This window comes from Kribbella sp. NPDC023855 (genome assembly GCF_040639475.1).
GTDB lineage: Bacteria > Actinomycetota > Actinomycetes > Propionibacteriales > Kribbellaceae > Kribbella.
The window spans coordinates 240,054-258,880 of record NZ_JBFAAA010000008.1 but is presented as its reverse complement, the minus strand read 5'-3'; the positions used below and the strand labels follow the sequence as shown (position 1 = coordinate 258,880).

Here is an 18,827-nt window from a genome sequence, read left to right as displayed (position 1 = left end):
ACCGCATGCGACCACAGCCCGGAATCACTGGCCCTACCGAGGTGCCTGGTCATGTGCTGCGCAGGACTTCGGTGGGCGGTACTGAGTCGGCCCGGAGTGCGGGGTACGAGCGACGACGGAGCCGATGAGCAGCGAGTAGGCCAGGCCGAGTCCCACTGAAGCCCAGGTCAGTACGACGGCCCGGCCTTGCGTGGTGACGAAGACGTTGGTGACGAGCACGCCCTGGATCAGGCCTGTGATGCCGCCGACGACATCAACCTCGACACCACCTGTCCGCCCGTGTCCCTGGCGCGACGAAGATCTGCTTGCGCGCCTAATCGGTCTTCCCGCAACACCTCGCGGGCCCCTCAGTGTTCGCTGCTGAAGAACCGTAGCAACAGCGGGCCGACGATCTGCGGGTCGACGACGTGATCCGGCCCCTCGAGGGTCTCCCGTTGAGCGTGGGGTAGGAGGTCTGCAAGCTCGTCGGCTGCGCGGTCGAAGAAGTCCGAGGGCAGGCCTGCCATGTAGGGGACCGTGATCGGTCCTCCGGTGGTGACCAGGACCGGTTGGGTGACCGTTGCCAGTCGATCGGCCGGCAACTGGTAGCGGTTGAGGAAGAGGCTGTCGTGGACCAGCGTGGGCGCGAGGGCGACCGAATCCGCCCAATGCGCCGTCTGCTTGCCTGCCGCTTTCCTGGCCGCGATGTTGTCGTCGGAGGCGCCGGTCATGCGCATGAACAGTTCGAGAACCTCCTCGTCTCGCCCGGCGTCGAAGGCGCGTCGGGTGTCTGCGACGTACTCCTCGAATCGCGGGCGTATGTCGTCCCCGACCGCGTAGGGCACCTCCCACACGGCGATCGTGTCGATGGCTGACCCGGCCGCGGCGGCTTCCAGCGCCAGAGCGCCACCAGAGGACGCCCCGAACAGGTGCGCCGAGCCGCCCGCCTCCGCGATCAACGCATCCAGGTCCTCGATCTCCCTTTCCACGGCGTAGGGCTCGGTGAAGCCGCTCGCGCCGCGTCCCCGACGGGCATAGTTGTAAACCGTGAAGTGCTCGGCGAGAGCAGGTACCAAGGGAGCGTTCTCGGCTCCGTCGTCCTGTGCGCCGCCTACCAGGACGACAGCCGGGCCGCTTCCCTTCCGGTCGTAGGCGATGGTGGTGCCATCGTTTGATGTCACGCGAAAGGCCATCTCGTTCATCTCACATCTCCGTTCGAGAGGTTTGTCTCAGCGCCTGAGCAGCGTGCCGACGACGGCCTCGGTGCGCGACCACCGCGCCCTTGCGATCACGGCCGCCACGACGAGAAGGGCGAGCGCCAGCCAAGGGCTCTGCTCGAGCACGAACTGATCGGTGATGACAGCACCGGTCAGCAATGCCGCCAACCCGAGACTGGCCAGGCCCGCCAGAGCCGGGATCAGAAGTCCAACCCCTCCCGCGACCTCCAGCGCTCCGACCAGGTACCGGAGCCACTGGCCAGCCCCGATGTCGGCGAACATGTCCACCATGACCGGGTCGCCGGCGAGCTTCGAGATTCCGCCGCCGGCGATGATCGCCGCCAGCGCGACTTGCAGAATCCAAACCCCGAAGCTGATCGCCCGCCCGGGCGTGTGCGCAACGGTTTCCGAGTTGTTCTTGGGGATGGTGCTCATTCGGCTCTCCTTGTCGTGTCCGGGCCTGGTACCGGTGATGGCGTTGGCCGAGTGGGCCGGGTTGTCGGAGTTGATTTCGACCAAGTGCTCGCGGTAGCGGCATCTACTTCTTGTTGCGGTAGAGGACCATGGTGATGGGACCGAACACCGCGACGAGAAGTACGGACGAGACGAGCACCCAGCCGATTTCCCCGGCCGGGACCGAGCCGTCCATCAGGCCGCGTACCACGGTCGCCAGGTGGGTGATCGGGTTGACCTCGACGACCGCCTGAAGCCATCCGGGCATCGTCTTCGGGTCCACGAAGATGTTGCTCACGAACGTGAGCGGGAACATCACCATCATGCTGACTCCCGCCACCGAGTTCGGCGTGCGCAGGATCAGGCTGAGCATCGTCCACAGCCACGACAGGCAGAACGAGAACACCAGCAGCAGCACCACCGAGAGCACCACGCCGACGGCGCCACCCTCCGGCCGGAACCCTAGGACCAGGCCGAGCATGATGACGATCGCCGACCCGATCGAGTAGCGCACCAGATCGCCGAGCAGGGCGCCGACCAGCGGCGACGGTCGCCACACCGGGAGCGACCTGAACCTGTCGAACACGCCCTTTTGAATGTCGGTGTTCAGCGTAATACCAGTGTTCATGGTGATCATGACGTTCGCCTGCACCAGGATGCCCGGCAGCAGGAACTGCAGGTACTCCTGAGTCGACCCGGCGAGCGCGCCACCGAACAGGTAGGTGAACATCAGCGTGAACATGATCGGGAACATGGTCACGTCGACGAGCTGCTCCGGGACGTGTTTGATCTTCAGCAAAGCGCGCCAGCCGAATGTCAACGAGGTGCTCACCGGACCGGGTCGGGGCGGGCGCTCGCCGGCCGACAGCACCCTGCGCAGCGCGTCCTCGGTGACCGGCGCCGACGCCTGCTCCGTGGTCGTGGCATTCATGCGGCATCCTCCTCGGGTGTCTCCTCGGCGGCGTGTCCGGTCAGGGCGAGGAACACCTCGTCCAGGCTCGGCTGACCGAGCGCGAACTCGGTGACGTCGATGCCGCTGCGGGACAGCTCGGCCAGGGAACGGGCGACCCGCTCGGGGTCGGAGATCCGCGCGGACAGCGCGGCCGGATCAGCGGACGGCTCGGCCGGCACCTCGAGGACGCCGGCGAGGACCCGCTCTGCCTCGGCCCGCTGCTCGGGCGCACGTAGCCGTACGTGCAGCGAGCCGGCGCCGACCGATGCCTTGAGCTCGCCGCTCGAGCCCTCGGCGACCACCTTCCCGTGGTCGATCACCGCTATCCGGTCAGCCAGCTGGTCGGCCTCGTCGAGGTACTGCGTGGTCAGCAACACGGTGGCGCCCTCGGCGACCATGCCCCTGACGATCTCCCAGACCTGGTTCCTGCTGCGCGGGTCGAGCCCGGTCGTGGGCTCGTCGAGGAAGATCAGTTCGGGGGTGACGACCAGGCTCGCCGCGATGTCGATGCGCCGGCGCATCCCACCGGAGTACTTCTTCACCTGCCGATCGGCCGCCTCGGCAAGGCCGAACGCGTCGAGCAGGTCGGTCGCCCGCTCCCTGCCTCGGCGGCGTGAGTAGCCGAGCAGCCTGGCGAGCAGCAACAGGTTCTCCACCCCGGTGAGGTCCTCGTCGACCGACGCGAACTGCCCGGTAAGGCCCACCCTGCTCCGCACCGCCTGGGCGTCACGCACGACGTCGTAGCCGAGCACTTGCGCCTCTCCGGCGTCGGGGCGCAGGAGCGTGGCCAGCATGCGGATCGTGGTGGTCTTGCCCGCCCCGTTCGGACCGAGCACGCCGTACACGCCCCCGGCGCTCACGGCCAGGTCCACACCGGCGACCGCGTGGGTCTTGCCGAAGCTCTTCTTCAACCCTCTCGTCTCGATCGCGAGCTTTCCCATGGGTTCGATTCCTTCTCTCGGTGTTGCGAACGGATTGGTTGAGCACTAGTCAAGTTTGGCTACTTGGCCAGAGTGCACGAGGAGGAACGTCTAGTCAAGTTTGGTTAGAAGCGCATCTTGAGATGATCGGAGACCGTTCGCCACGAACCCGGATCATCGGCCATGGTGTAGGCGCCCTCAGACAGTCGTTTGCTCAGCCTCTTCGCCCACTCCAGTTCGGTGCGTGCGTGTCCCGCCCACAGTTCGGCCTGATCGCGGACGTGCTCGGGGGTGTCCCGATTGGGGTGCTCCCGCCACTTGGCCTGCACTACGAGCTCCGCTTCCAGGCGCGCGACCCGCTCGTTAACGTGCGCGATGGCATCTGTCCTGGTGAGCATGGGCAACATGGCGATGGACGCGTTGAGCATGGCCGAATCGTGGGTGCGCCGCAGACCGTCGCGGACCAGTTCGACTATCTCGTCACGTCCCCGAGCTGTCGCGCGGTACAGAACGCGCTCCGGCCCGGAGTTGCCCGGCTCGGCGTGTTCGGTGAGGAGGCCATCAGCCGCCGCCTTCTTCAGCGCGTGATAAATCGAGCCGGACTTGATCTTGGCCCAACTCTCCACACCCCAGCTCTGCAGTTCGGACCGCACCTGGTAGCCATGCGCGCCGCCGGAGAGGTGCACGACACCGAGTACCAGGAGCTTCGTCGCCGACATGCGCCCACCTCCGCTCAATCTGCTCGGACTCGCTCCGCTTGCGCGCCCGCCAGGGTGTTGTCAACTCCCACCAACACTAAGGTGCCCTCCTGGTCCGGGTGGTGTCAGCACTGACCTACAAACGGTGCTGGTGGAGACCTCCAAAGCCAACGGGCCGTGCGTCGTACGGATTCAGGCTGACTCGGCCGAGCCGTCAACCGCGGGGGAGTGGGACGACCTGGTCGAGATCCCGTATCGGAGTACGACGGGGGCAGTCGGGCTGACCACGATCACAATGGGGGCTGGGGAGGAGCAGGTGCGTCTTGGTGCGCCGGGGTCGTACCGGGTGCGGGTCGCGCACCGGGCGTTGTCGGTGAGCGGTGAACTGCCGGGGGATGAGGACGAGTTGGAGCCGAGCGACTTGTGGCAGCTGGATTTCTGGCCGGTCGACGTCGTGGAGGCACCGCGCTGGCTCCGCCGGATGACGGCGCCGGTCGGACAGCTCAACCCGGGCTGGAGTTCGCTGCTTCCGTACGACGTGAACGACGTCGCCGACATGGTCCGCTGGAACGGCGGCGTGGACGGGATGAGTGTGGACGAGCTGCGGCAGTGGGACTCGAACACACGCGGGGCGGGAGGTGGCTCGACGATCCGCCGTTCTTGTCCGACCCACGACCGGGCTGGCCGACTCTCGGCGAGATCTCCGCGCAGGTCGGGTTGGCTGTGCCCGCTGCGCGACGCGAGGTGCTTCCGTTGATGGTGGCCCTGGGGATGCTGACGTTCGGCGGCGAGCGGTACCGCCGGGTCGACCGGCCGCCGCTGGCGCAGGAGGTCCTTCGGCTTCCGGGCGACGTGGTTCGGTCTCTCAAGGCGGTGCAGGCGGTCCAGCAGTTCACTGGATTCGCGGCCGACCTGGTCTCGGTTGCGTCGTGGGGTGGCGGCGAGCAGACCGTTGCGGAGCTCGCGGCGCGGACGCTCGCCGGCGAGTACGACGTACAGGGGGCACTCGAATACGCCGAACGCCGGAAACTGCTCCGAGTCGACCGGCACCCCGACGGTCGGATCAGCCTCACCGCCGGCAGTTAGCCGTCGGGCGCGGCGCTGGGCCTTCCGTTGTGGGGTGGGCGGGCGCACTCTGAGGCATGAGGACCATGGTGGGACTGCCGGGTGGGTTTAGCGTTCGGGCGCCGGAGTTGGGTGATGCTGAGGCGTTGTTTGGGATGATTGCCGCCTATAACTCGGCGGTGGTTGGGTTTGCTGACACCACGTTGGAGGAAGTGGCCTACTGCATCGGCAGGCCTGGTTTTGACCCGGCCACCGACGGGTGGCTTGTGGTTGGGGATGACGGGCGGCCGGCTGGGTATGCGACCGCGCGGGGGGTGGGTGACTGGCGGATGATCGACGTCGAGGTGACGTCGCAGTACCCGGAGGTCGCCGGCTGGCTGGTGGATCGGACGGTGGAGCGCGCGCGGGAGATGGGGCGCGAGCGGGGCCACGAACAGGTCACCGCCGATCTGTTCGTGTACCGGGCTGATGAGGTACTCCGGACGCAGTTGGCCGACCATGACTTCGCCACCGGTACGACGTACCACCGGATGCGCATCGACCACACCGGCCCGGTTGCTGCTCCGGACGAGCCCGCCGGCGTACTGGTCCGCCGCGGCGCCTTCGACGAGGTCACCCGGTCAGCGGCTCACGCGGCCATCACCGAGTGCTTCACCGGTCAGTTCGGCTGGGTCGAAACGCCACGGGACGAGTGGGTCGAGGGGCTCGAGGATGTTCCCATCTTCGACTGGTCTCAGCTGACGTTGCTCGAGGTGGACGGGCGGACGGTCGCGGTCCGCGTCTGCAGCGACAGTTACGTCGAGTCGGAAAACTGCGGTCTCATCGGCATGCTTGGCGTGGTCGAGGAGTTCCGCGGGCGTGGGCTCGCGAAGTACCTCCTGCGCGACGCCTTCGCCGTCGATGCCGCCGCCGGCCGGGTGGGCACGATCCTGCACGTCGACACGAACAACCCGACCCCGGCCCTCGGCCTGTACCTGTCCGTCGGCATGAAGCCCACCGTCATCTTCGACGGCTGGCGCCGCGTCCTCCCCGCCGCCTAGACGTAGATCAGGAGTACCACCCCCAGGGCGTGTCCTGGGGGTGGTACTTGTTCGCTACGAGGTGTGGACGGTGAGAGCGCTGGTTCGCGCGGTCAGGTCGCCGCTGGTGTAGGTGGTGGTTGCGCTGGTCACCTTGATTGAGAAGCGGTCCCTGTCGCCATCGGTGTGCACTGTCGCGCGCAACGTGGCCGGTTGGTTGTCCAGTGTGCCGTTGACCTCGAAGACGGCCGACGTGCCCGAGACGACCAGCCAGCGCAGCGCCGTACCGTTGAAGGTTTGGCGGCCGGCGGTCATGGTGACCGCGCCGGTTGGGGCGTTGTCGGCGTACCGGGCCGCCACGGTCAGTACGACGTTTCGTCCCGTGCTGTCAGGTGCTGCCGCGGCTCCGGTGACCTCTCCGTCGGGGTCGTACACCACCAGCTCGGCCTGGATCGGCGGTGCGGTGAAGTAGCCGCCGGTCACGCCGACCGTCGCGGACCAGAGGCCGGCAGGTGCATCCACCCCGACTGTGGCGATCCCATTCGTGTCGGCTGTCGCGCTGTAGTTGCGGACCTCACCGCTCAGAGCCGAGCGCAGTTGCACCTGGACCGTGGCGCGGCTGAGATCAGCGGACGAGCCATCAGCTTCCTCGGTCACCTTGACGGTCAACGCCTGCCCCGAGTCGTCCGCGTAGATGGTCGGACTGGTGATCGCCAGGGTCGCGCTCTCCGGCTCGACGGTGATCGGGAAGGTGCCGGTACTGGCCGTATAGCCGTCCTTCGCGCCAGCAGACATCGCGAAGGTGTACGCCCCCGGCGCGAGGTCGGCCGGCCAGGATGCGGTGGCTACTCCGTCCGCACCGGTCGTCGCCTCGACGAACCAGTCGGCATGGCTGAAGACCACCTTGTGCCCGGCCAACGGCGTTCCGCTGAACTTGTCCGTGACGCGAGCCGCTAACCGGGCGGGATCCGAGTGGTCGACCGTGCTGTCGCCCGTGTAGGTGATCGCCGACGGCCGGTTCATGTCGACCAGGAACGGATACTCCGTCACGACCGAGGAGTCCGTCGTACTGCGCCCGCGGGCGATCAGGGTGTGCCGTTCACCCACGAGTTCGTCCGTACCGGCCGTGACGGTGATGGTCGCGGTGGCTCGCTGACCGGCCGTCAGGGTCATCCGTTGCGTGGTCGCCGTCCAGCCGTCCGGAACCAGTTCGGTGAACTCGAAGGTGTCGGTCGCCTCACCGGTGTTCATCACCGCGAACGAGAAGGTGGTGGTGCTGCCGGCCGTCAGCGTCGGGTGCGGCGAATCGCCATTCGGTTCGGCCTGCGTCGACCAGGATGCCGGGGCCGCGGACGTCGACGAATGCCCGCACCATCGCCCGGGCCGGCACAGCGAAGGTGTGGCCGATCGCCCTGACCGCCACCTTGGCCGGCGTACCGTCCGCCCAGGCTGCCGTCATCTCCCGCTGCGGCGTCCTGGCGTCGAACGCGTTCCAGGCGTCGGTGTCGCTTCCGCCGTAGCAGGCGCGATCCTCCTGCTGGGGGTCCTCGTCGACCGCCCCGTCGCCGTCATCGTCCATCTTGTTGACCGGGTCCTCGTCGGTCCGGCCGTCACCGTCGCGATCCGGGCCGTTGTCCTCATCGGTCCGGCCGTCCCCGTCGTCGTCGCGGCCGTTCACCGGATCCTCGTCGGTCCGGCCGTCCACGTCCTGGTCGATACATCCCGGCGTCCGCATGCCGTCCGGCCGGATCATCTCGACGCCCCGGACGTGCTCGAGACCGCTGCGGACGTTCCGCTCGTCGACCCGCCAGACCATCAGACCGTCGTCCGGCACGTTCTGGTCGTAGGTGCCCGCGACCGGCCGGCGCGCCTCGATCATGAAGTAGTCGTCGGTCCCGCGGTCGGGGTCGTACAGCAGATACGACCCGTACGGCGACATATCGGTCGGCAGCAGCGTGACGTACCGGTCCTTGGTGATGACGGTCGGCTTGTCGTCACCGATATGCATCCGGTGCCACGCGTTCGGCGCCTGCCAGATGGGGTTGTTCGGCCCGGCACAGGTCGGCCCCGCGAGGTCCCACGATCCGACGCCGAAGCCGTAGTGGTCGGCCAGGTCGAAGGTCTGGTGGGCGACCTCGTGCGCGAAGGTCAGGTTGTTGGTCAGCGAGCCGCCATCCGCAGTGGTGAAGGCGATCGTCTTGCCGTCCAGCGCGCGGCCGGGGCCGACAGCAGCCGTCTGCCCGCAGGAGTAGGTGGGATCCGGCGAGGTCACCAGCGTGACCACCACCAGCTCGGAGTTCTCGATCCGGCCGTTGTTGTTGGTGTCGAACCGGGCGAAGTCGACGAACGGGTCGGCCAGGTCGAGCATCGTCCGCCGCCGTACGCCGACGTCCTGGGTGAACCAGCCGGCCGATTTGCCGAGTTCGACCATGACGACGCCGTTGTCGCGCTGGCCGTACGTCTCCGGCACCGGGACGAGGACGCCCAGCCCGTTCTGCAGGTAGTAGTCGCTGACGTTGCCGAAGGTGAAGATCGGGAAGAACTTGTCCTCGGTGCCGGACTCACTGAGGTTGGTCAGGTCGTCGAACCGGCCGGAGACCACCAGCATCGGTGGCAGTTGGTGTTTCCTGAACTGCGGCGCGTGTGGACTGTCCGGATGGCTGAAGTCCGGCAGCGGGAACGGATAACTGGCAGCCGTGGCCGCCGTACCGCCCGTGGTCTGCCCCGCGGCGGGTGCCGCGAGGCCGAACGTGGTGGCGAGCAGGGCCGCCGCAACGGCAACCCCTACCAGCCGACGTGGTTTTTGCATGACCGATCCCCCCATTGACAGCGACTGAAATGCCCCTGTTCTGGAGTGTGCGAAGCCACCTTCAGAAACCCTTCAGAAGGCTATGGCCAAGCGCGTCAGGTCGTCGTGGGCGGAGGGACGAGCCGGTACTGCGACACTACGACCTGGCCGTCCTGGATCTGGGAGCCGACGAGCCGGAGGTTGTGCCGGTGCTCCGGGTTCGCGAACAGCGGGCGTCCGCCGCCGAGAACTACCGGGTGTACTGCGATGTGGTACTCGTCGATGAGACCGAGTTCGGTCAGTTCGGCGGCCAGCGTCGCGCCGCCGGTGAGCAGCATGGTGCCGCCCGGCTGAGCCTTGAGCGCGGCGACTTCGCCGGCCAGGTCGTCGCTGATGACCCGGCTGGTCCAGTCGTCGCCCTCGTAGCTGCGGGAGAACACGATCTTCGGTGTCGCCCGCCAGAACGGTGCGAACGCGGCCGTGTGCGGGTCATCGGTGATCGACTCGGCGTTCGGCCAGAAGCCGACCATCATTTCCCAGACCGGGCGCCCGAACAGCAGCGTGTCCACGCCCTTGTCCAGGCCTTCGCTGTACGCCGACAGTCCGGGGCCCATCACCGGCCAGTCGAACTCTCCGTCCGGGCCGTCGATGAAGCCGTCCACCGAGGTGTGAACCCAGTAGATGATCTTGCGCATGAGATTGCCTCCTTGGTAGCTGTCACCGAGGAGTCGGAGCCGACCGCCGCCGTTTGACATCGGTCCGATGCCGGTTGCTCTTGCGACTCAGTTGGTCGCAGTACCGAACCAGCGGGAGAGGGGCTCGCCAAGGGCGTGCTGGTTGTCGCCGACCCAGGCAACGTGGCCGTCGGGACGGAGCAGTAGCGCGGGGAGGTCGAGTTCGTCGCTGACCTCGACAACGTGGTCGACCCGGTCTTCCCAGCCCGCCGCCGAAAGCTGACCGGTCTGGTCGAGGAGCAGGCCGCGGCCGGTGTGCATCAGGCTGAAGAGACGGCCGCGCTTCAGTTGCACGTCTCGCAGCCGGCGGCCGAGGAGTTCGTGGCCGTCGCCGAAGTCGTAGCGAATGCCGAGACCGTTGACCTTCTCGACCAGGTAGCGGTTGACCTCGTCGAAGTCCATCAGCTCCGTCAGCAGTCGGCGTACAGCCTGCGCGCCCGGATCGGTGGACATCAGTTGCATCCCCGCCCGGGTGTTGATCAGCACGTCGGCGGCCACCGGATGGCGTTCGATGTGATAGCTGTCCAGCAAGTCATCAGGCGCCCAGCCGTTGACCGACGCAGCCAGTTTCCAGCCGAGGTTGAACGCGTCCTGGATGCCGAGGTTGAGCCCTTGCCCGCCGACCGGCGGGTGGATGTGCGCCGCGTCGCCGGCCAGCAGCACCCGGCCGGTGCGATACCGCTCCACCAAGCGGGTCGCGTCGCCGAAGCGGGATAGCCAGCGCGGCGAGTGCACGCCGAAGTCGGTACCGCCGACCCGCCGCAACTGCTGCTTGATCTCGTCGAGGGTCGGCGGGACCCGCTCGTCGGCGACCCCTTCGGCCGGCGCGACCACGCGGTAGAACCCATCGCCGAGAGGCATCGCGCCGAACCGCACCTGCGTCTTGTGAACCTCGGCCATGACGGAAGCCAGCGTCTCGGGCGAAGCGGTCAGTTTCATCTCGCCGAGCAGCGTCTCGACCTTGCTCGGTTCGCCGGGGAAGCCGACACCGAGCAACTTCCGGACCGTACTGCGGCCGCCGTCGCAACCGACCAGGTACTGCGAACGCAGGCGCGTGCCGTCCGCCAACTCCACCGTCACCCCGTCGTCGTCCTGGCTCAGGCCGACCAGTTCGCAGCCTCGGCGGATCTCGACTCCGACCTCGACGGCGTGCTCCGTGAGCAGCCGGTCGGTGACCGTCTGCGGTACGCCGAGGAGGTACCCGTGTGCGGTGTCGAGTGCCTGCGGCTTGCTGATCCCGGCGAAACCACCGACCGGCAGCTTCTTGCTGACCGCCAGAAAGCGTTCGAGCAAACCACGCTGGTCCATCACTTCGATGCTGCGGGCATGCAAACCGAGCGAGCGGGCAATCGGCGTCGGCTCCAGCTCCCTTTCCACCACCAGCACCTGGACGCCGTGCAGCCGCAATTCGCTGCCGAGCATCACACCGGTCGGTCCGGCACCGGCAATGATCACGTCAACCATCGAAAACCCCCGAGTCGATTCTCGCCAAAACCCTGCATTTGCTGGGGTTTCAGCCTGCGACCGTGATTCTCCAGCAACACCCGGGGCTTGCGGCAAGCCCACCCCCGCGCTATAACTTGGGTATGGCAAGGAGTTCACTACTCCTTGCCATTGCTGTTTATCCTCAGCTGCCCCGTGAGGCGAGGGCCGAGCGGGTGTCTTCCGCGATCAGATCTCCGTTGATCGCCGCGCCGGCCTGCAATCCCGCGCCGGCGGCGTGGACGACCTGCGCCATCGGGTCGGTGACGTTGCCGGCGGCAAAGACTCCCGGTACTGCGGTCTGGCCCTGGACGTCGACCGCGAGCGCATCGCCGTACCCGACTCCCCTCACCTCCTGAGCGGACACCTCGAGCCCGAGCTCGGTCAGGAAGGTCGCCTTGGCTCGCAGTATGGGCTGGACCGCCAGCACCTCGAGCGGGAGGAACTTGCCATTCTCCAAGCGCACACCGGTGAGCTTCCCGTCCCGTATCTCGACCTGCTCGACCCTGCCCTGTACGACGGCGATCTGACGGGCCGTGAGCTCTTCGCGCTGCTCGGCGGTCAGCTCCGGAGCGGTGTGCAGGAACAAAGTGACGTCATCACTCAACTGCCGGAACAGCTGTGCCTGATGGCTGGCTAGCGGACTGATTGCCAGCACGCCGATCGCTTGGTCACGCACCTCCCAGCCGTGGCAGTACGGGCAGTGCAACACGTCCTTGCCCCACCGCTCGGCCAGACCGGACACCTCCGGCAACACGTCGGTGAGACCGCTCGTGACGAGGATCCGCCGGGCCTGGTACGCCGTACCGTCGGCCAGTTCGACCGTGAACACCTCATCGCGCCGGATCGCTGTCACCGTGCCGGTCGCGAATTGACCGCCGTACCCGGCGACCTCGGCGCGGCCGATGGCGTTGATCTCGCTCGGCGGCGCTCCGTCCCGGGTCAGGAAGTTGTGCACGTGGCCGGCCGGGGCGTTCCGCGGCCGGCCGTCGTCGATCACCAGTACCGACCGGCGAGACCGCACCAGGGCCAGCGCCCCGCTCAGCCCCGCGGCGCCGGCACCGACCACAACCACGTCGTACCTGCTCACCTGGGAGTTCCTCCCATCTTTCGAGGTCATAGGTAGCTGTGGTCGTCGTCGGGGTAGCGGCCGTCGGCGACGTCGCTGGAGTAGCGGGCGAAGGCCTCGCCGAGGACCTTGTCGAGATCGGCGTACTTCTTGACGAACTTCGGCAGGCGCCCGGGCGTCAGGCCGGCCAGGTCCTGCCAGACCATGATCTGAGCATCGCAGTGCGGTCCGGCGCCGATGCCGACCGTCGGGATGCGAAGTTCTTTGGTCACGCGTTGACCGAGTTCAGCAGGGACGGACTCGAGGACGATCGCGAAAGCTCCCGCGGCTTCGAGCGCCAGCGCGTCCTCCAGGAGCTGTTCACCCGCTTCGCCGCGGCCTTGCACGCGACGTACGCCGCCGAGCACGTGGACGCTCTGGGGCGTCAGACCGAGGTGACCCATGACGGGGATACCGGCATCGACCAGGCTGCGTACCTGCTTGCGGATGCGGCCACCGCCCTCGAGCTTGACGGCCTGCGCCCCGCCTTCCTTGAGGTGCCTGACAGCGTTGGCCAGGGCTTGTTTGGGTCCGGCCTGGTAGCTGCCGAAGAGCAGATCGGCCACGATCAAGGCGGTTTCGGTACCGCGCACCACGGCCTGCACCATCGGGATCAGCTGGTCCATGGTGACGGCGATCGTGTCGGTGTGGCCGAGCACTGTCATGCCGCTCGTGTCGCCGACCAGAATCGCGCGAACACCGGCCCGTTCCATCAGGCCCGCGGTCTGGGTGTCGTAGCTGGTGAGCATCGACCACTTCTCGCCGCGGTCGGTCGCGGCGTGCAGGTCGCGAATCGTGATCCGCCGATCGGTCGGCCAGGCAGGACGAGTCATCACAGGTGAGAGGGTCATGCGACTACTCTCGGCTCGCTACCTTGAGCTGTCAAGGTAGCGAGTGGCTGCCGGTTCTCTGGTCCGGGTCGGGGTTCAGTCCTCCGGTAGGCCGAGGGTGGTGCGGAGGGTGTTGGCCCACCAGGTGCGTTGAGGGCCGGGGCGTTGTGCTGTGGACTGGCTGATTCCCGCGCTGCGCCGGAAAGCGGCGCCGTAGACGGCGTCTAGTGCGAGTGCCTGGTGGAGTGCGGCCACGGCCAGGCGAGTGTCGGCCAGTGGGCCCGGGCGCCCAGTGCGGGTCCGGGTGTCGTGCAGGATCTGGACGACCGGCTCCAGGAATCCCGCGCCCGGGTCTTCCCAGCCTGCCGCGTGCAGCGCGACGGCGAGTTCGGCGTACCCCTGGTCGTAGACGCGGGCGATGGTCCGGATCAACGCGTTGATATCGGCCTGGCTGTCGGCCCAGTCGGCGACCGCCTCCTCGACCGCGGCGCGGATCTGCCGGCCGCCATGCCGGAGGAGCGCGACGAGGAGATCCTGGCGGCTACCGAAATGGTGCGCGACGCCCGCGTCGGTCATCCCGATCCGCTTGGCCACCGCGCGGACACTGACGGCGTCGAGCCCGCCTTCGACGAGCAACTCCTCCGCCGCCTGCAGAATCGCCCGACGAGCCTCCTCGGGGGCTCTGCGAATACGAGTGGTCGCCATAGACCAGGAATCTTACCTTCGCGAGTCAAGGTAAGCGGATGGAACACCAGACCAGCTTCTCGTACCGAGTGGACGGTGATGACGGAGCTTCAGCCACGATCGAGGGGTCGCGCTACGGGAATACCGCCGTAGATGCCCCAACTACTACGTGTTCTACGCGCTGCTGGAACTTCGTCTCGCCTCGGAGGCCTGACCGTCAGGCTTGTAGTAGCTAGCGGGTTGAGGTTGTCAGGGTTTTCAGGCGGTGTTTGGCGGAGCGTTCTACGAAGAGGGGGACGAAGTCACGGATGGGGTTGCCGGCGAATTCGGGGCGGCTTTCGGTGATGGCGCGTTCGACGGTGGCGGGGGAGACGTCGGGGAACGCCTTCATGAGTCGCTCGGCAGCCTCGGCGATTGCGCGTTCTTCTTCTGAGCGGTTCATCTTTCTACGATCCTGCGGCGCGGCGGCGAAACTCAAGGCCGTTCACCGGAAGTTCATCTCCGCCCGCCGGCGGGTCAGTGCTCCTGGAGGCGCTGCATTTCCTCCGCGGTCAGGACGTGGGCACCGCTGGTCGGGATGACGATGGTTTCGGTGCCGGTGTCGTCCCAGCGGACGACGTACGGGGGTGCGCCGTTGGTGCCGCGGACCTCGAGGATCTGGCCGTGGCGTTTCGGGTCGTTCAGGTGGGCGCCTTCGATCATCAGCCAGTTGCCGGGGGTCGCCTTCATCGTCTGCTCCTCTCGGTGTGTCCGTGCCTGTCTCCAGCTTTGACCGGTCCGGGCCCAGGGGCAAGCGCTGGGCTTGACCTTGACGCAGCGTCAACCCTCGATCCTTGGGCTGAAGCCGAGGAAAGGTGATGACGATGGTGATCGAAGGGCCGGCGATCCGGGTCCAGGGGCTGGCGAAGTCGTACGGCGAACTCGCGGTACTGCGCGGCGTGGACTTCGAGGTGGAGCGGGGCAGCATCTTCGCCCTCCTCGGCTCGAACGGGGCGGGCAAGACCACGATCGTGCGGATCCTCGCCACGCTGCTGAAGCCCGATGCGGGCACGGCCGGCGTCAACGGGTTCGATGTCGGCACGCAACCGTCGCAGGTGCGGGAGTCGATCAGCCTCACCGGCCAGTTCGCGGCCGTCGACGACATCCTCAGCGGGCGGGAGAACCTCGCGCTGATCGCCAGGTTGCGGCATCTCGCGGATCCGGGCGCGGTCGCCGACCACCTGCTCCGGCGTTTCTCGCTGACCGACGCGGGCGCGCGGAAGGTCTCGACGTACTCCGGGGGTATGCGGCGCCGGCTGGACATCGCGATGAGCCTGATCGGGGATCCGCCGGTGATCTTCCTGGACGAGCCGACGACAGGGCTCGACCCCGAGGCGCGGATCGAGGTGTGGGAAACGGTGAAGGGCCTGGCCGGACGCGGTACGACGGTCCTGCTCACGACGCAGCACCTCGAGGAGGCCGAGCAACTCGCCGGCAGGATCGCGATCCTGCACCAGGGCCGGATCATCGTGAACGGCACGCTCGCCGAGCTCAAGCAACTGCTGCCACCGGCCAAGGTCGAGTACGTCGAGAAGCAGCCGACGCTCGAGGACGTCTTCTTCGCAGTCATCGGCACCACCGGCACAACCAGTGCAACCAGTGCAACCGGCGCAACCGGAAAGGACGGCGAGTGACCATGGCGACCCACTTCCTCGGCGACACCGCGGCCCTGACCGGACGGACCCTGCGTCACGTCACCCGCAGCATCGACACCATCATCACGACCGCGATCATGCCGATCGCGATGATGCTGATGTTCGTCTACGTGTTCGGCGGCGCGATCGACACCGGCCCGACGAAGTACATCGACTACATGCTGCCCGGCATCCTGCTGATCACGATCGCGTCGGGCATCTCGTACACCGCGTTCCGGCTGTTCATGGATCTGAAGAGCGGGATCTTCGAGCGGTTCCAGTCGATGCCGATCGCGCGATCCGGGGTGCTGTGGGCCCACGTGCTGACCTCGCTGGTCGCCAACGTGATCTCGCTGGTGATCGTGGTGGGCGTGGCTGTCCTGATGGGCTTCCGCTCGGGCGCCGCAGTACCGGCCTGGCTGGGCATCGTCGGCATTCTGGTCCTGTTCACCCTCGCTCTGACTTGGCTCGCGGTGATCGCCGGTCTGTCCGCGGCATCGGCCGAGGGCGCGGGTGTCTTCTCGTACCCGCTCATCTTCCTGCCGTTCGTCAGTTCGGCGTTCGTGCCGACCCAGACCATGCCTGGACCGGTGCGCTGGTTCGCCGAGAACCAGCCGGTGACGTCGATCGTCAACACGCTCCGGAACCTGTTCGCCGAGCAGGCGGTGGGTGACGATCTCTGGATCGCGCTGGCCTGGTGCGTGGGAATCCTCGCCGTGGCGTACTTCTTCGCGATGACCGCCTATCGCCGGAAGATTGCCTGAGGCAATGTAAGGCCATGCTCACCATCAGCCAGCTGGCCCGGTACGCCGGTGTGACGGTGCGGGCGGTTCGCCACTACCACCAGATCGGGTTGTTACCGGAACCCGAGCGCAACGACTCGGGGTACCGGACCTACAACGCGGCGGCGGTGGCGCGGCTGATCCGGATTCGCACGCTGGCCGATGCCGGCGTACCGCTCGCCCGGGTGCAGGAGCTGCTCGACGCCAGTACGGAGCAGTTCGCCGAGGGCATCCAGGAGATCGACAAGGAGTTGCGTGCGGAGGTCCGGCGGCTGCAGGACACCCGCAAACGGCTCGCCAGACTCGCGACCGGCGACCACCTCGCGTTGCCGCAGAGCGTCGTGGCGTACCTCGACCGGCTGCGTGCTCTCGGCGTCGGGGAGTGGTACATCGAGCAGGAGCGCGACGCGTGGATCATGGTCGCCGCCCAGGTGCCCGACCAGATCGAAGTGGTGATGGCCAAGAAGCATGAGGACCTGAACGACCCCGACATGGTGCGGCTCTACGGCTTGATCAGCGGAATGCTGGACTGCACGGTCGACGATCCGCGGGTGGTCGAGTTCGCCGACATCCTGGAGCGCCTGCTGATCCGCGCGGTGGAAGCCGGCGAAGTGGGCAATGACGGGTTCGAGGAGCCGTTCGTCGACCTGCTGGACGCGACCGTCGTCGAGGCCTCCCCGGTGGCCGAGCGGATCCTGGCGATCCTGGCGGAGCGCGGCTGGAAGGGCTGGACCCGCATCGAGCGGGTGCAAAAAATCTCACCTGGCTGAGTTAGACATTGGTGGGTGAGCTGTGTAGTGTTCCTCGTGTTGACAGAGAAGAACAGCAAGGCTGACGTGGACAGCTTCCGATCTGTCCGAGATTCCTGAAGGACGCAGTACGGCGGACTCCGCCGGGCCGATCTGTGCAGGGGCCCGGGTTTCACGCCAGGATCCGTCAGAGTTGGTGGAGCCAGTGGTCGCAAGGGGTTCCCGGCTTGACTGGATGCACGTTGCAGTTAGCAGTTTCGTAGTCAGCAGTAGGCAGTTCCGTACTCGCAGTACCAGTTGCAGTTGAAGTAGCAGTTGTTGTTGTTCGAGAGAAGAAGTGCCCCTTGGGCCCCGGTGCTTTGGCACCGGGGCCCTTCGGCATGGAGGCGCGATGACCTCAGACCTGCCCCGGAGGGATCGGTATGGCTTGGTTGGTGCTGGTGATCTCGGGCGCTCTCGAGGCGGTCTGGGCGACGGCGCTGGGCAAGTCCGAGGGGTTCAGCAAACTCGTCCCGACAGTGGTGTTCTTCGTGGCACTCGCCCTGAGCATGGGTGGGTTGGCCTTTGCCATGCGCGATCTCCCGGTCGGCACCTCGTACGCCGTCTGGGTCGGCATCGGCGCCGTGCTCACCGTCGCCTATGCGATGGCGTTCGACGGCGAGCCGGCCTCCGTCCTGAAAATCTTCTTCCTGGCCGGCATCATCGCCTGCGTCTTCGGCCTCAAGCTGACCCACTGACGGACGGACCGTGCCTGGCCGCGGTGAGTTGTAGCCTCGGGTCATGGACCCCGTCTTTTGGCGTGAAGAGTCCGAACTTGGCAGCTGGACGCAGGCCGTCTGCCGGCCCGGCGCGCTCGCGGGCTTCGTCCAGTCCGTCTGGCTTTTCGACGGGAAGCTCGAACAGCGGCAGCGGCTCTATCCGACGGGCGAGCTCGACCTGATCGTGCAGCTGGACGCGCCGTTCCGCGTGGTCGAGGGGCAGCCCCCGGGAGCGTGTCCGACGTCGTGCCTCACCGGGATGCTCGTGGCGCCCCTCGTGATCGACACCCCCGCGAAGTCGCGCCTGCTCGGCGTACGGCTTCGGCCCGCGGGCGCTTTCGCGCTCTTCGGCATCCCGCAGTACGAGGTGACCGGGGCGGCCGTCGACCTGCACGACATCATCGGCAACGAGGCGCGCCGGCTCACCGAGCGGCTCGACGAGGCGGGCTCCGATGTGGAGCGCTTGCGGCTGCTGGTTCGGTGGATCACGCAGCGGCTCGCAGACCACACCAGCACCGATCCGGCGGTCGCCTACGCCGTCTCCGAGATCGAAAGCACCGGCGGGAAGGTGCCGATCGGGAAGATTGTCGAGCGGGTCGGCGCGTCTCCGAAGCGTTTCACGAGTCTGTTCGAGCAACAGGTCGGCGTGAAACCCAAACTGTTCTCCCGCATCATCCGATTCCGCGAACTGGCGGCCGCACTCCCCGGCACGGCTGATCCGTTGAGCGAAACAGCGCTCAAGCACGGGTACTACGACCACTCGCACATGAACCTGGAATTCCGGGAGTTCGCGGGAATGTCACCCAGCCAGTTCCTCACCGCCACCCCGTACCCCGAATCCCTCGCCCAAGCCCTGGCCGACTGAGCTCCGGCCGGCCGGTTTTTTCCAAGACGCGAGCTCTCGCCGTCCTTAGCGTGGAGGCGTTCACACGCCGA

Annotated in this window: 23 protein-coding genes; 8 read left to right on the top strand and 15 right to left on the bottom strand. The window is 67.1% G+C overall.

Going from position 1 to position 18,827, the window contains the following annotated elements:
* Window positions 1-33 precede the first annotated feature (33 nt).
* The 6 genes from AB0F51_RS26890 to AB0F51_RS26865 all read right to left on the bottom strand — a co-directional run bounded on the left by AB0F51_RS26890 (window position 34) and on the right by AB0F51_RS26865 (window position 4,240).
* Window positions 34-219 (bottom strand): hypothetical protein, encoded by a 186-nt coding sequence (locus tag AB0F51_RS26890; RefSeq protein ID WP_360284379.1) that lies wholly within the window; start codon window positions 217-219, stop codon window positions 34-36.
* Between the two features lie 128 nt (window positions 220-347).
* Window positions 348-1,160 carry an alpha/beta fold hydrolase gene (locus AB0F51_RS26885; protein WP_360284377.1) on the bottom strand — a complete coding sequence of 271 codons (813 nt, stop codon included), beginning with the start codon at window positions 1,158-1,160 and terminating at the stop codon, window positions 348-350.
* A gap of 48 nt (window positions 1,161-1,208) precedes the next feature.
* Entirely contained in the window at window positions 1,209-1,631 is a 423-nt protein-coding gene (locus AB0F51_RS26880) for a DoxX family protein (protein WP_360284376.1), read from the bottom strand.
* A 103-nt stretch (window positions 1,632-1,734) separates the two neighbouring features.
* On the bottom strand, window positions 1,735-2,580 hold the full coding sequence (locus tag AB0F51_RS26875; protein WP_360284375.1) for an ABC transporter permease: 846 nt from the start codon (window positions 2,578-2,580) through the stop codon (window positions 1,735-1,737).
* The gene (locus AB0F51_RS26870; RefSeq protein WP_360284373.1) at window positions 2,577-3,542 is read right to left on the bottom strand and encodes an ATP-binding cassette domain-containing protein; all 966 of its coding nucleotides are present in this window, start codon (window positions 3,540-3,542) and stop codon (window positions 2,577-2,579) included. The genes AB0F51_RS26875 and AB0F51_RS26870 overlap by 4 nt, the downstream gene beginning before the upstream one ends.
* Before the next feature lie 104 nt (window positions 3,543-3,646).
* Complete coding sequence (locus AB0F51_RS26865) at window positions 3,647-4,240, bottom strand: PadR family transcriptional regulator (protein ID WP_360284371.1); 594 nt, start codon at window positions 4,238-4,240, stop codon at window positions 3,647-3,649.
* Between the two features lie 130 nt (window positions 4,241-4,370).
* Here AB0F51_RS26865 and AB0F51_RS26860 point away from each other — a divergent pair, with 130 nt between their 5' ends.
* The 3 genes from AB0F51_RS26860 to AB0F51_RS26850 all read left to right on the top strand — a co-directional run bounded on the left by AB0F51_RS26860 (window position 4,371) and on the right by AB0F51_RS26850 (window position 6,324).
* A complete protein-coding gene (locus tag AB0F51_RS26860; RefSeq protein WP_360284370.1) occupies window positions 4,371-4,976 on the top strand; it encodes a hypothetical protein in 606 nt (201 codons plus the stop codon).
* A complete protein-coding gene (locus tag AB0F51_RS26855) occupies window positions 4,943-5,305 on the top strand; it encodes a DUF6042 family protein (protein ID WP_360284368.1) in 363 nt (120 codons plus the stop codon). Before AB0F51_RS26860 ends, AB0F51_RS26855 begins: the two co-directional genes overlap by 34 nt.
* A 134-nt stretch (window positions 5,306-5,439) precedes the next feature.
* Window positions 5,440-6,324, top strand: coding sequence for a GNAT family N-acetyltransferase (locus AB0F51_RS26850; RefSeq protein ID WP_360284366.1), 885 nt, complete (start codon window positions 5,440-5,442; stop codon window positions 6,322-6,324).
* Window positions 6,325-6,378: 54 nt separating this feature from the next.
* Here AB0F51_RS26850 and AB0F51_RS26845 read toward each other — a convergent pair whose 3' ends face one another.
* The 9 genes from AB0F51_RS26845 to AB0F51_RS26805 form a co-directional block, all read right to left on the bottom strand.
* Window positions 6,379-7,554, bottom strand: a complete 1,176-nt coding sequence (locus tag AB0F51_RS26845; protein WP_360284365.1) for a hypothetical protein — start codon at window positions 7,552-7,554, stop codon at window positions 6,379-6,381.
* Complete coding sequence (locus AB0F51_RS26840) at window positions 7,541-9,112, bottom strand: hypothetical protein (protein WP_360284364.1); 1,572 nt, start codon at window positions 9,110-9,112, stop codon at window positions 7,541-7,543. Before AB0F51_RS26840 ends, AB0F51_RS26845 begins: the two co-directional genes overlap by 14 nt.
* A gap of 95 nt (window positions 9,113-9,207) precedes the next feature.
* A complete protein-coding gene (locus AB0F51_RS26835; protein ID WP_360284362.1) occupies window positions 9,208-9,786 on the bottom strand; it encodes a dihydrofolate reductase family protein in 579 nt (192 codons plus the stop codon).
* Window positions 9,787-9,873: 87 nt separating this feature from the next.
* On the bottom strand, window positions 9,874-11,289 hold the full coding sequence (gene rox / locus AB0F51_RS26830) for a rifampin monooxygenase (protein WP_360284360.1): 1,416 nt from the start codon (window positions 11,287-11,289) through the stop codon (window positions 9,874-9,876).
* 163 nt (window positions 11,290-11,452) lie between these two features.
* Window positions 11,453-12,397: an NAD(P)/FAD-dependent oxidoreductase gene (locus AB0F51_RS26825; RefSeq protein ID WP_360284358.1), complete on the bottom strand. Its 945-nt coding sequence runs from the start codon at window positions 12,395-12,397 to the stop codon at window positions 11,453-11,455.
* 26 nt (window positions 12,398-12,423) lie between these two features.
* Complete coding sequence (gene panB / locus AB0F51_RS26820; protein ID WP_360284356.1) at window positions 12,424-13,266, bottom strand: 3-methyl-2-oxobutanoate hydroxymethyltransferase; 843 nt, start codon at window positions 13,264-13,266, stop codon at window positions 12,424-12,426.
* A 75-nt stretch (window positions 13,267-13,341) separates the two neighbouring features.
* Window positions 13,342-13,950, bottom strand: a complete 609-nt coding sequence (locus AB0F51_RS26815; RefSeq protein WP_360284355.1) for a TetR/AcrR family transcriptional regulator — start codon at window positions 13,948-13,950, stop codon at window positions 13,342-13,344.
* A gap of 211 nt (window positions 13,951-14,161) precedes the next feature.
* On the bottom strand, window positions 14,162-14,371 hold the full coding sequence (locus AB0F51_RS26810) for a three-helix bundle dimerization domain-containing protein (protein WP_360284353.1): 210 nt from the start codon (window positions 14,369-14,371) through the stop codon (window positions 14,162-14,164).
* A gap of 74 nt (window positions 14,372-14,445) precedes the next feature.
* Complete coding sequence (locus AB0F51_RS26805) at window positions 14,446-14,658, bottom strand: DUF1918 domain-containing protein (protein ID WP_360284352.1); 213 nt, start codon at window positions 14,656-14,658, stop codon at window positions 14,446-14,448.
* Between the two features lie 128 nt (window positions 14,659-14,786).
* Here AB0F51_RS26805 and AB0F51_RS26800 point away from each other — a divergent pair, with 128 nt between their 5' ends.
* From AB0F51_RS26800 to AB0F51_RS26780, 5 genes are all read left to right on the top strand, one after another.
* Window positions 14,787-15,602 carry an ATP-binding cassette domain-containing protein gene (locus AB0F51_RS26800; protein ID WP_360284350.1) on the top strand — a complete coding sequence of 272 codons (816 nt, stop codon included), beginning with the start codon at window positions 14,787-14,789 and terminating at the stop codon, window positions 15,600-15,602.
* 2 nt (window positions 15,603-15,604) lie between these two features.
* A complete protein-coding gene (locus AB0F51_RS26795; protein ID WP_360284461.1) occupies window positions 15,605-16,366 on the top strand; it encodes an ABC transporter permease in 762 nt (253 codons plus the stop codon).
* Window positions 16,367-16,380: 14 nt separating this feature from the next.
* Window positions 16,381-17,154 (top strand): MerR family transcriptional regulator, encoded by a 774-nt coding sequence (locus AB0F51_RS26790; protein WP_360284349.1) that lies wholly within the window; start codon window positions 16,381-16,383, stop codon window positions 17,152-17,154.
* Between the two features lie 401 nt (window positions 17,155-17,555).
* On the top strand, window positions 17,556-17,870 hold the full coding sequence (locus AB0F51_RS26785) for a multidrug efflux SMR transporter (protein WP_360284348.1): 315 nt from the start codon (window positions 17,556-17,558) through the stop codon (window positions 17,868-17,870).
* A gap of 43 nt (window positions 17,871-17,913) precedes the next feature.
* Window positions 17,914-18,756 (top strand): helix-turn-helix domain-containing protein, encoded by an 843-nt coding sequence (locus tag AB0F51_RS26780; protein WP_360284346.1) that lies wholly within the window; start codon window positions 17,914-17,916, stop codon window positions 18,754-18,756.
* The last annotated feature ends 71 nt before the right edge of the window (window positions 18,757-18,827 follow it).

What these genes read in the sequence shown, in the direction of transcription:
- AB0F51_RS26880 (WP_360284376.1), bottom strand. Translation starts at nt 1,631, where the DNA reads ATGAGCACCATCCCCAAGAACAACTCGGAAACCGTTGCGCACACGCCC.
- AB0F51_RS26875 (WP_360284375.1), bottom strand. Translation starts at nt 2,580, where the DNA reads ATGAATGCCACGACCACGGAGCAGGCGTCGGCGCCGGTCACCGAGGAC.
- AB0F51_RS26870 (WP_360284373.1), bottom strand. Translation starts at nt 3,542, where the DNA reads ATGGGAAAGCTCGCGATCGAGACGAGAGGGTTGAAGAAGAGCTTCGGC.
- AB0F51_RS26865 (WP_360284371.1), bottom strand. Translation starts at nt 4,240, where the DNA reads ATGTCGGCGACGAAGCTCCTGGTACTCGGTGTCGTGCACCTCTCCGGC.
- AB0F51_RS26850 (WP_360284366.1), top strand. Translation starts at nt 5,440, where the DNA reads ATGATTGCCGCCTATAACTCGGCGGTGGTTGGGTTTGCTGACACCACG.
- AB0F51_RS26845 (WP_360284365.1), bottom strand. Translation starts at nt 7,554, where the DNA reads ATGAACACCGGTGAGGCGACCGACACCTTCGAGTTCACCGAACTGGTT.
- AB0F51_RS26840 (WP_360284364.1), bottom strand. Translation starts at nt 9,112, where the DNA reads ATGCAAAAACCACGTCGGCTGGTAGGGGTTGCCGTTGCGGCGGCCCTG.
- AB0F51_RS26835 (WP_360284362.1), bottom strand. Translation starts at nt 9,786, where the DNA reads ATGCGCAAGATCATCTACTGGGTTCACACCTCGGTGGACGGCTTCATC.
- rox (WP_360284360.1), bottom strand. Translation starts at nt 11,289, where the DNA reads ATGGTTGACGTGATCATTGCCGGTGCCGGACCGACCGGTGTGATGCTC.
- panB (WP_360284356.1), bottom strand. Translation starts at nt 13,266, where the DNA reads ATGACCCTCTCACCTGTGATGACTCGTCCTGCCTGGCCGACCGATCGG.
- AB0F51_RS26815 (WP_360284355.1), bottom strand. Translation starts at nt 13,950, where the DNA reads ATGGCGACCACTCGTATTCGCAGAGCCCCCGAGGAGGCTCGTCGGGCG.
- AB0F51_RS26810 (WP_360284353.1), bottom strand. Translation starts at nt 14,371, where the DNA reads ATGAACCGCTCAGAAGAAGAACGCGCAATCGCCGAGGCTGCCGAGCGA.
- AB0F51_RS26805 (WP_360284352.1), bottom strand. Translation starts at nt 14,658, where the DNA reads ATGAAGGCGACCCCCGGCAACTGGCTGATGATCGAAGGCGCCCACCTG.
- AB0F51_RS26800 (WP_360284350.1), top strand. Translation starts at nt 14,787, where the DNA reads ATGACGATGGTGATCGAAGGGCCGGCGATCCGGGTCCAGGGGCTGGCG.
- AB0F51_RS26795 (WP_360284461.1), top strand. Translation starts at nt 15,605, where the DNA reads ATGGCGACCCACTTCCTCGGCGACACCGCGGCCCTGACCGGACGGACC.
- AB0F51_RS26790 (WP_360284349.1), top strand. Translation starts at nt 16,381, where the DNA reads ATGCTCACCATCAGCCAGCTGGCCCGGTACGCCGGTGTGACGGTGCGG.
- AB0F51_RS26785 (WP_360284348.1), top strand. Translation starts at nt 17,556, where the DNA reads ATGGCTTGGTTGGTGCTGGTGATCTCGGGCGCTCTCGAGGCGGTCTGG.
- AB0F51_RS26780 (WP_360284346.1), top strand. Translation starts at nt 17,914, where the DNA reads ATGGACCCCGTCTTTTGGCGTGAAGAGTCCGAACTTGGCAGCTGGACG.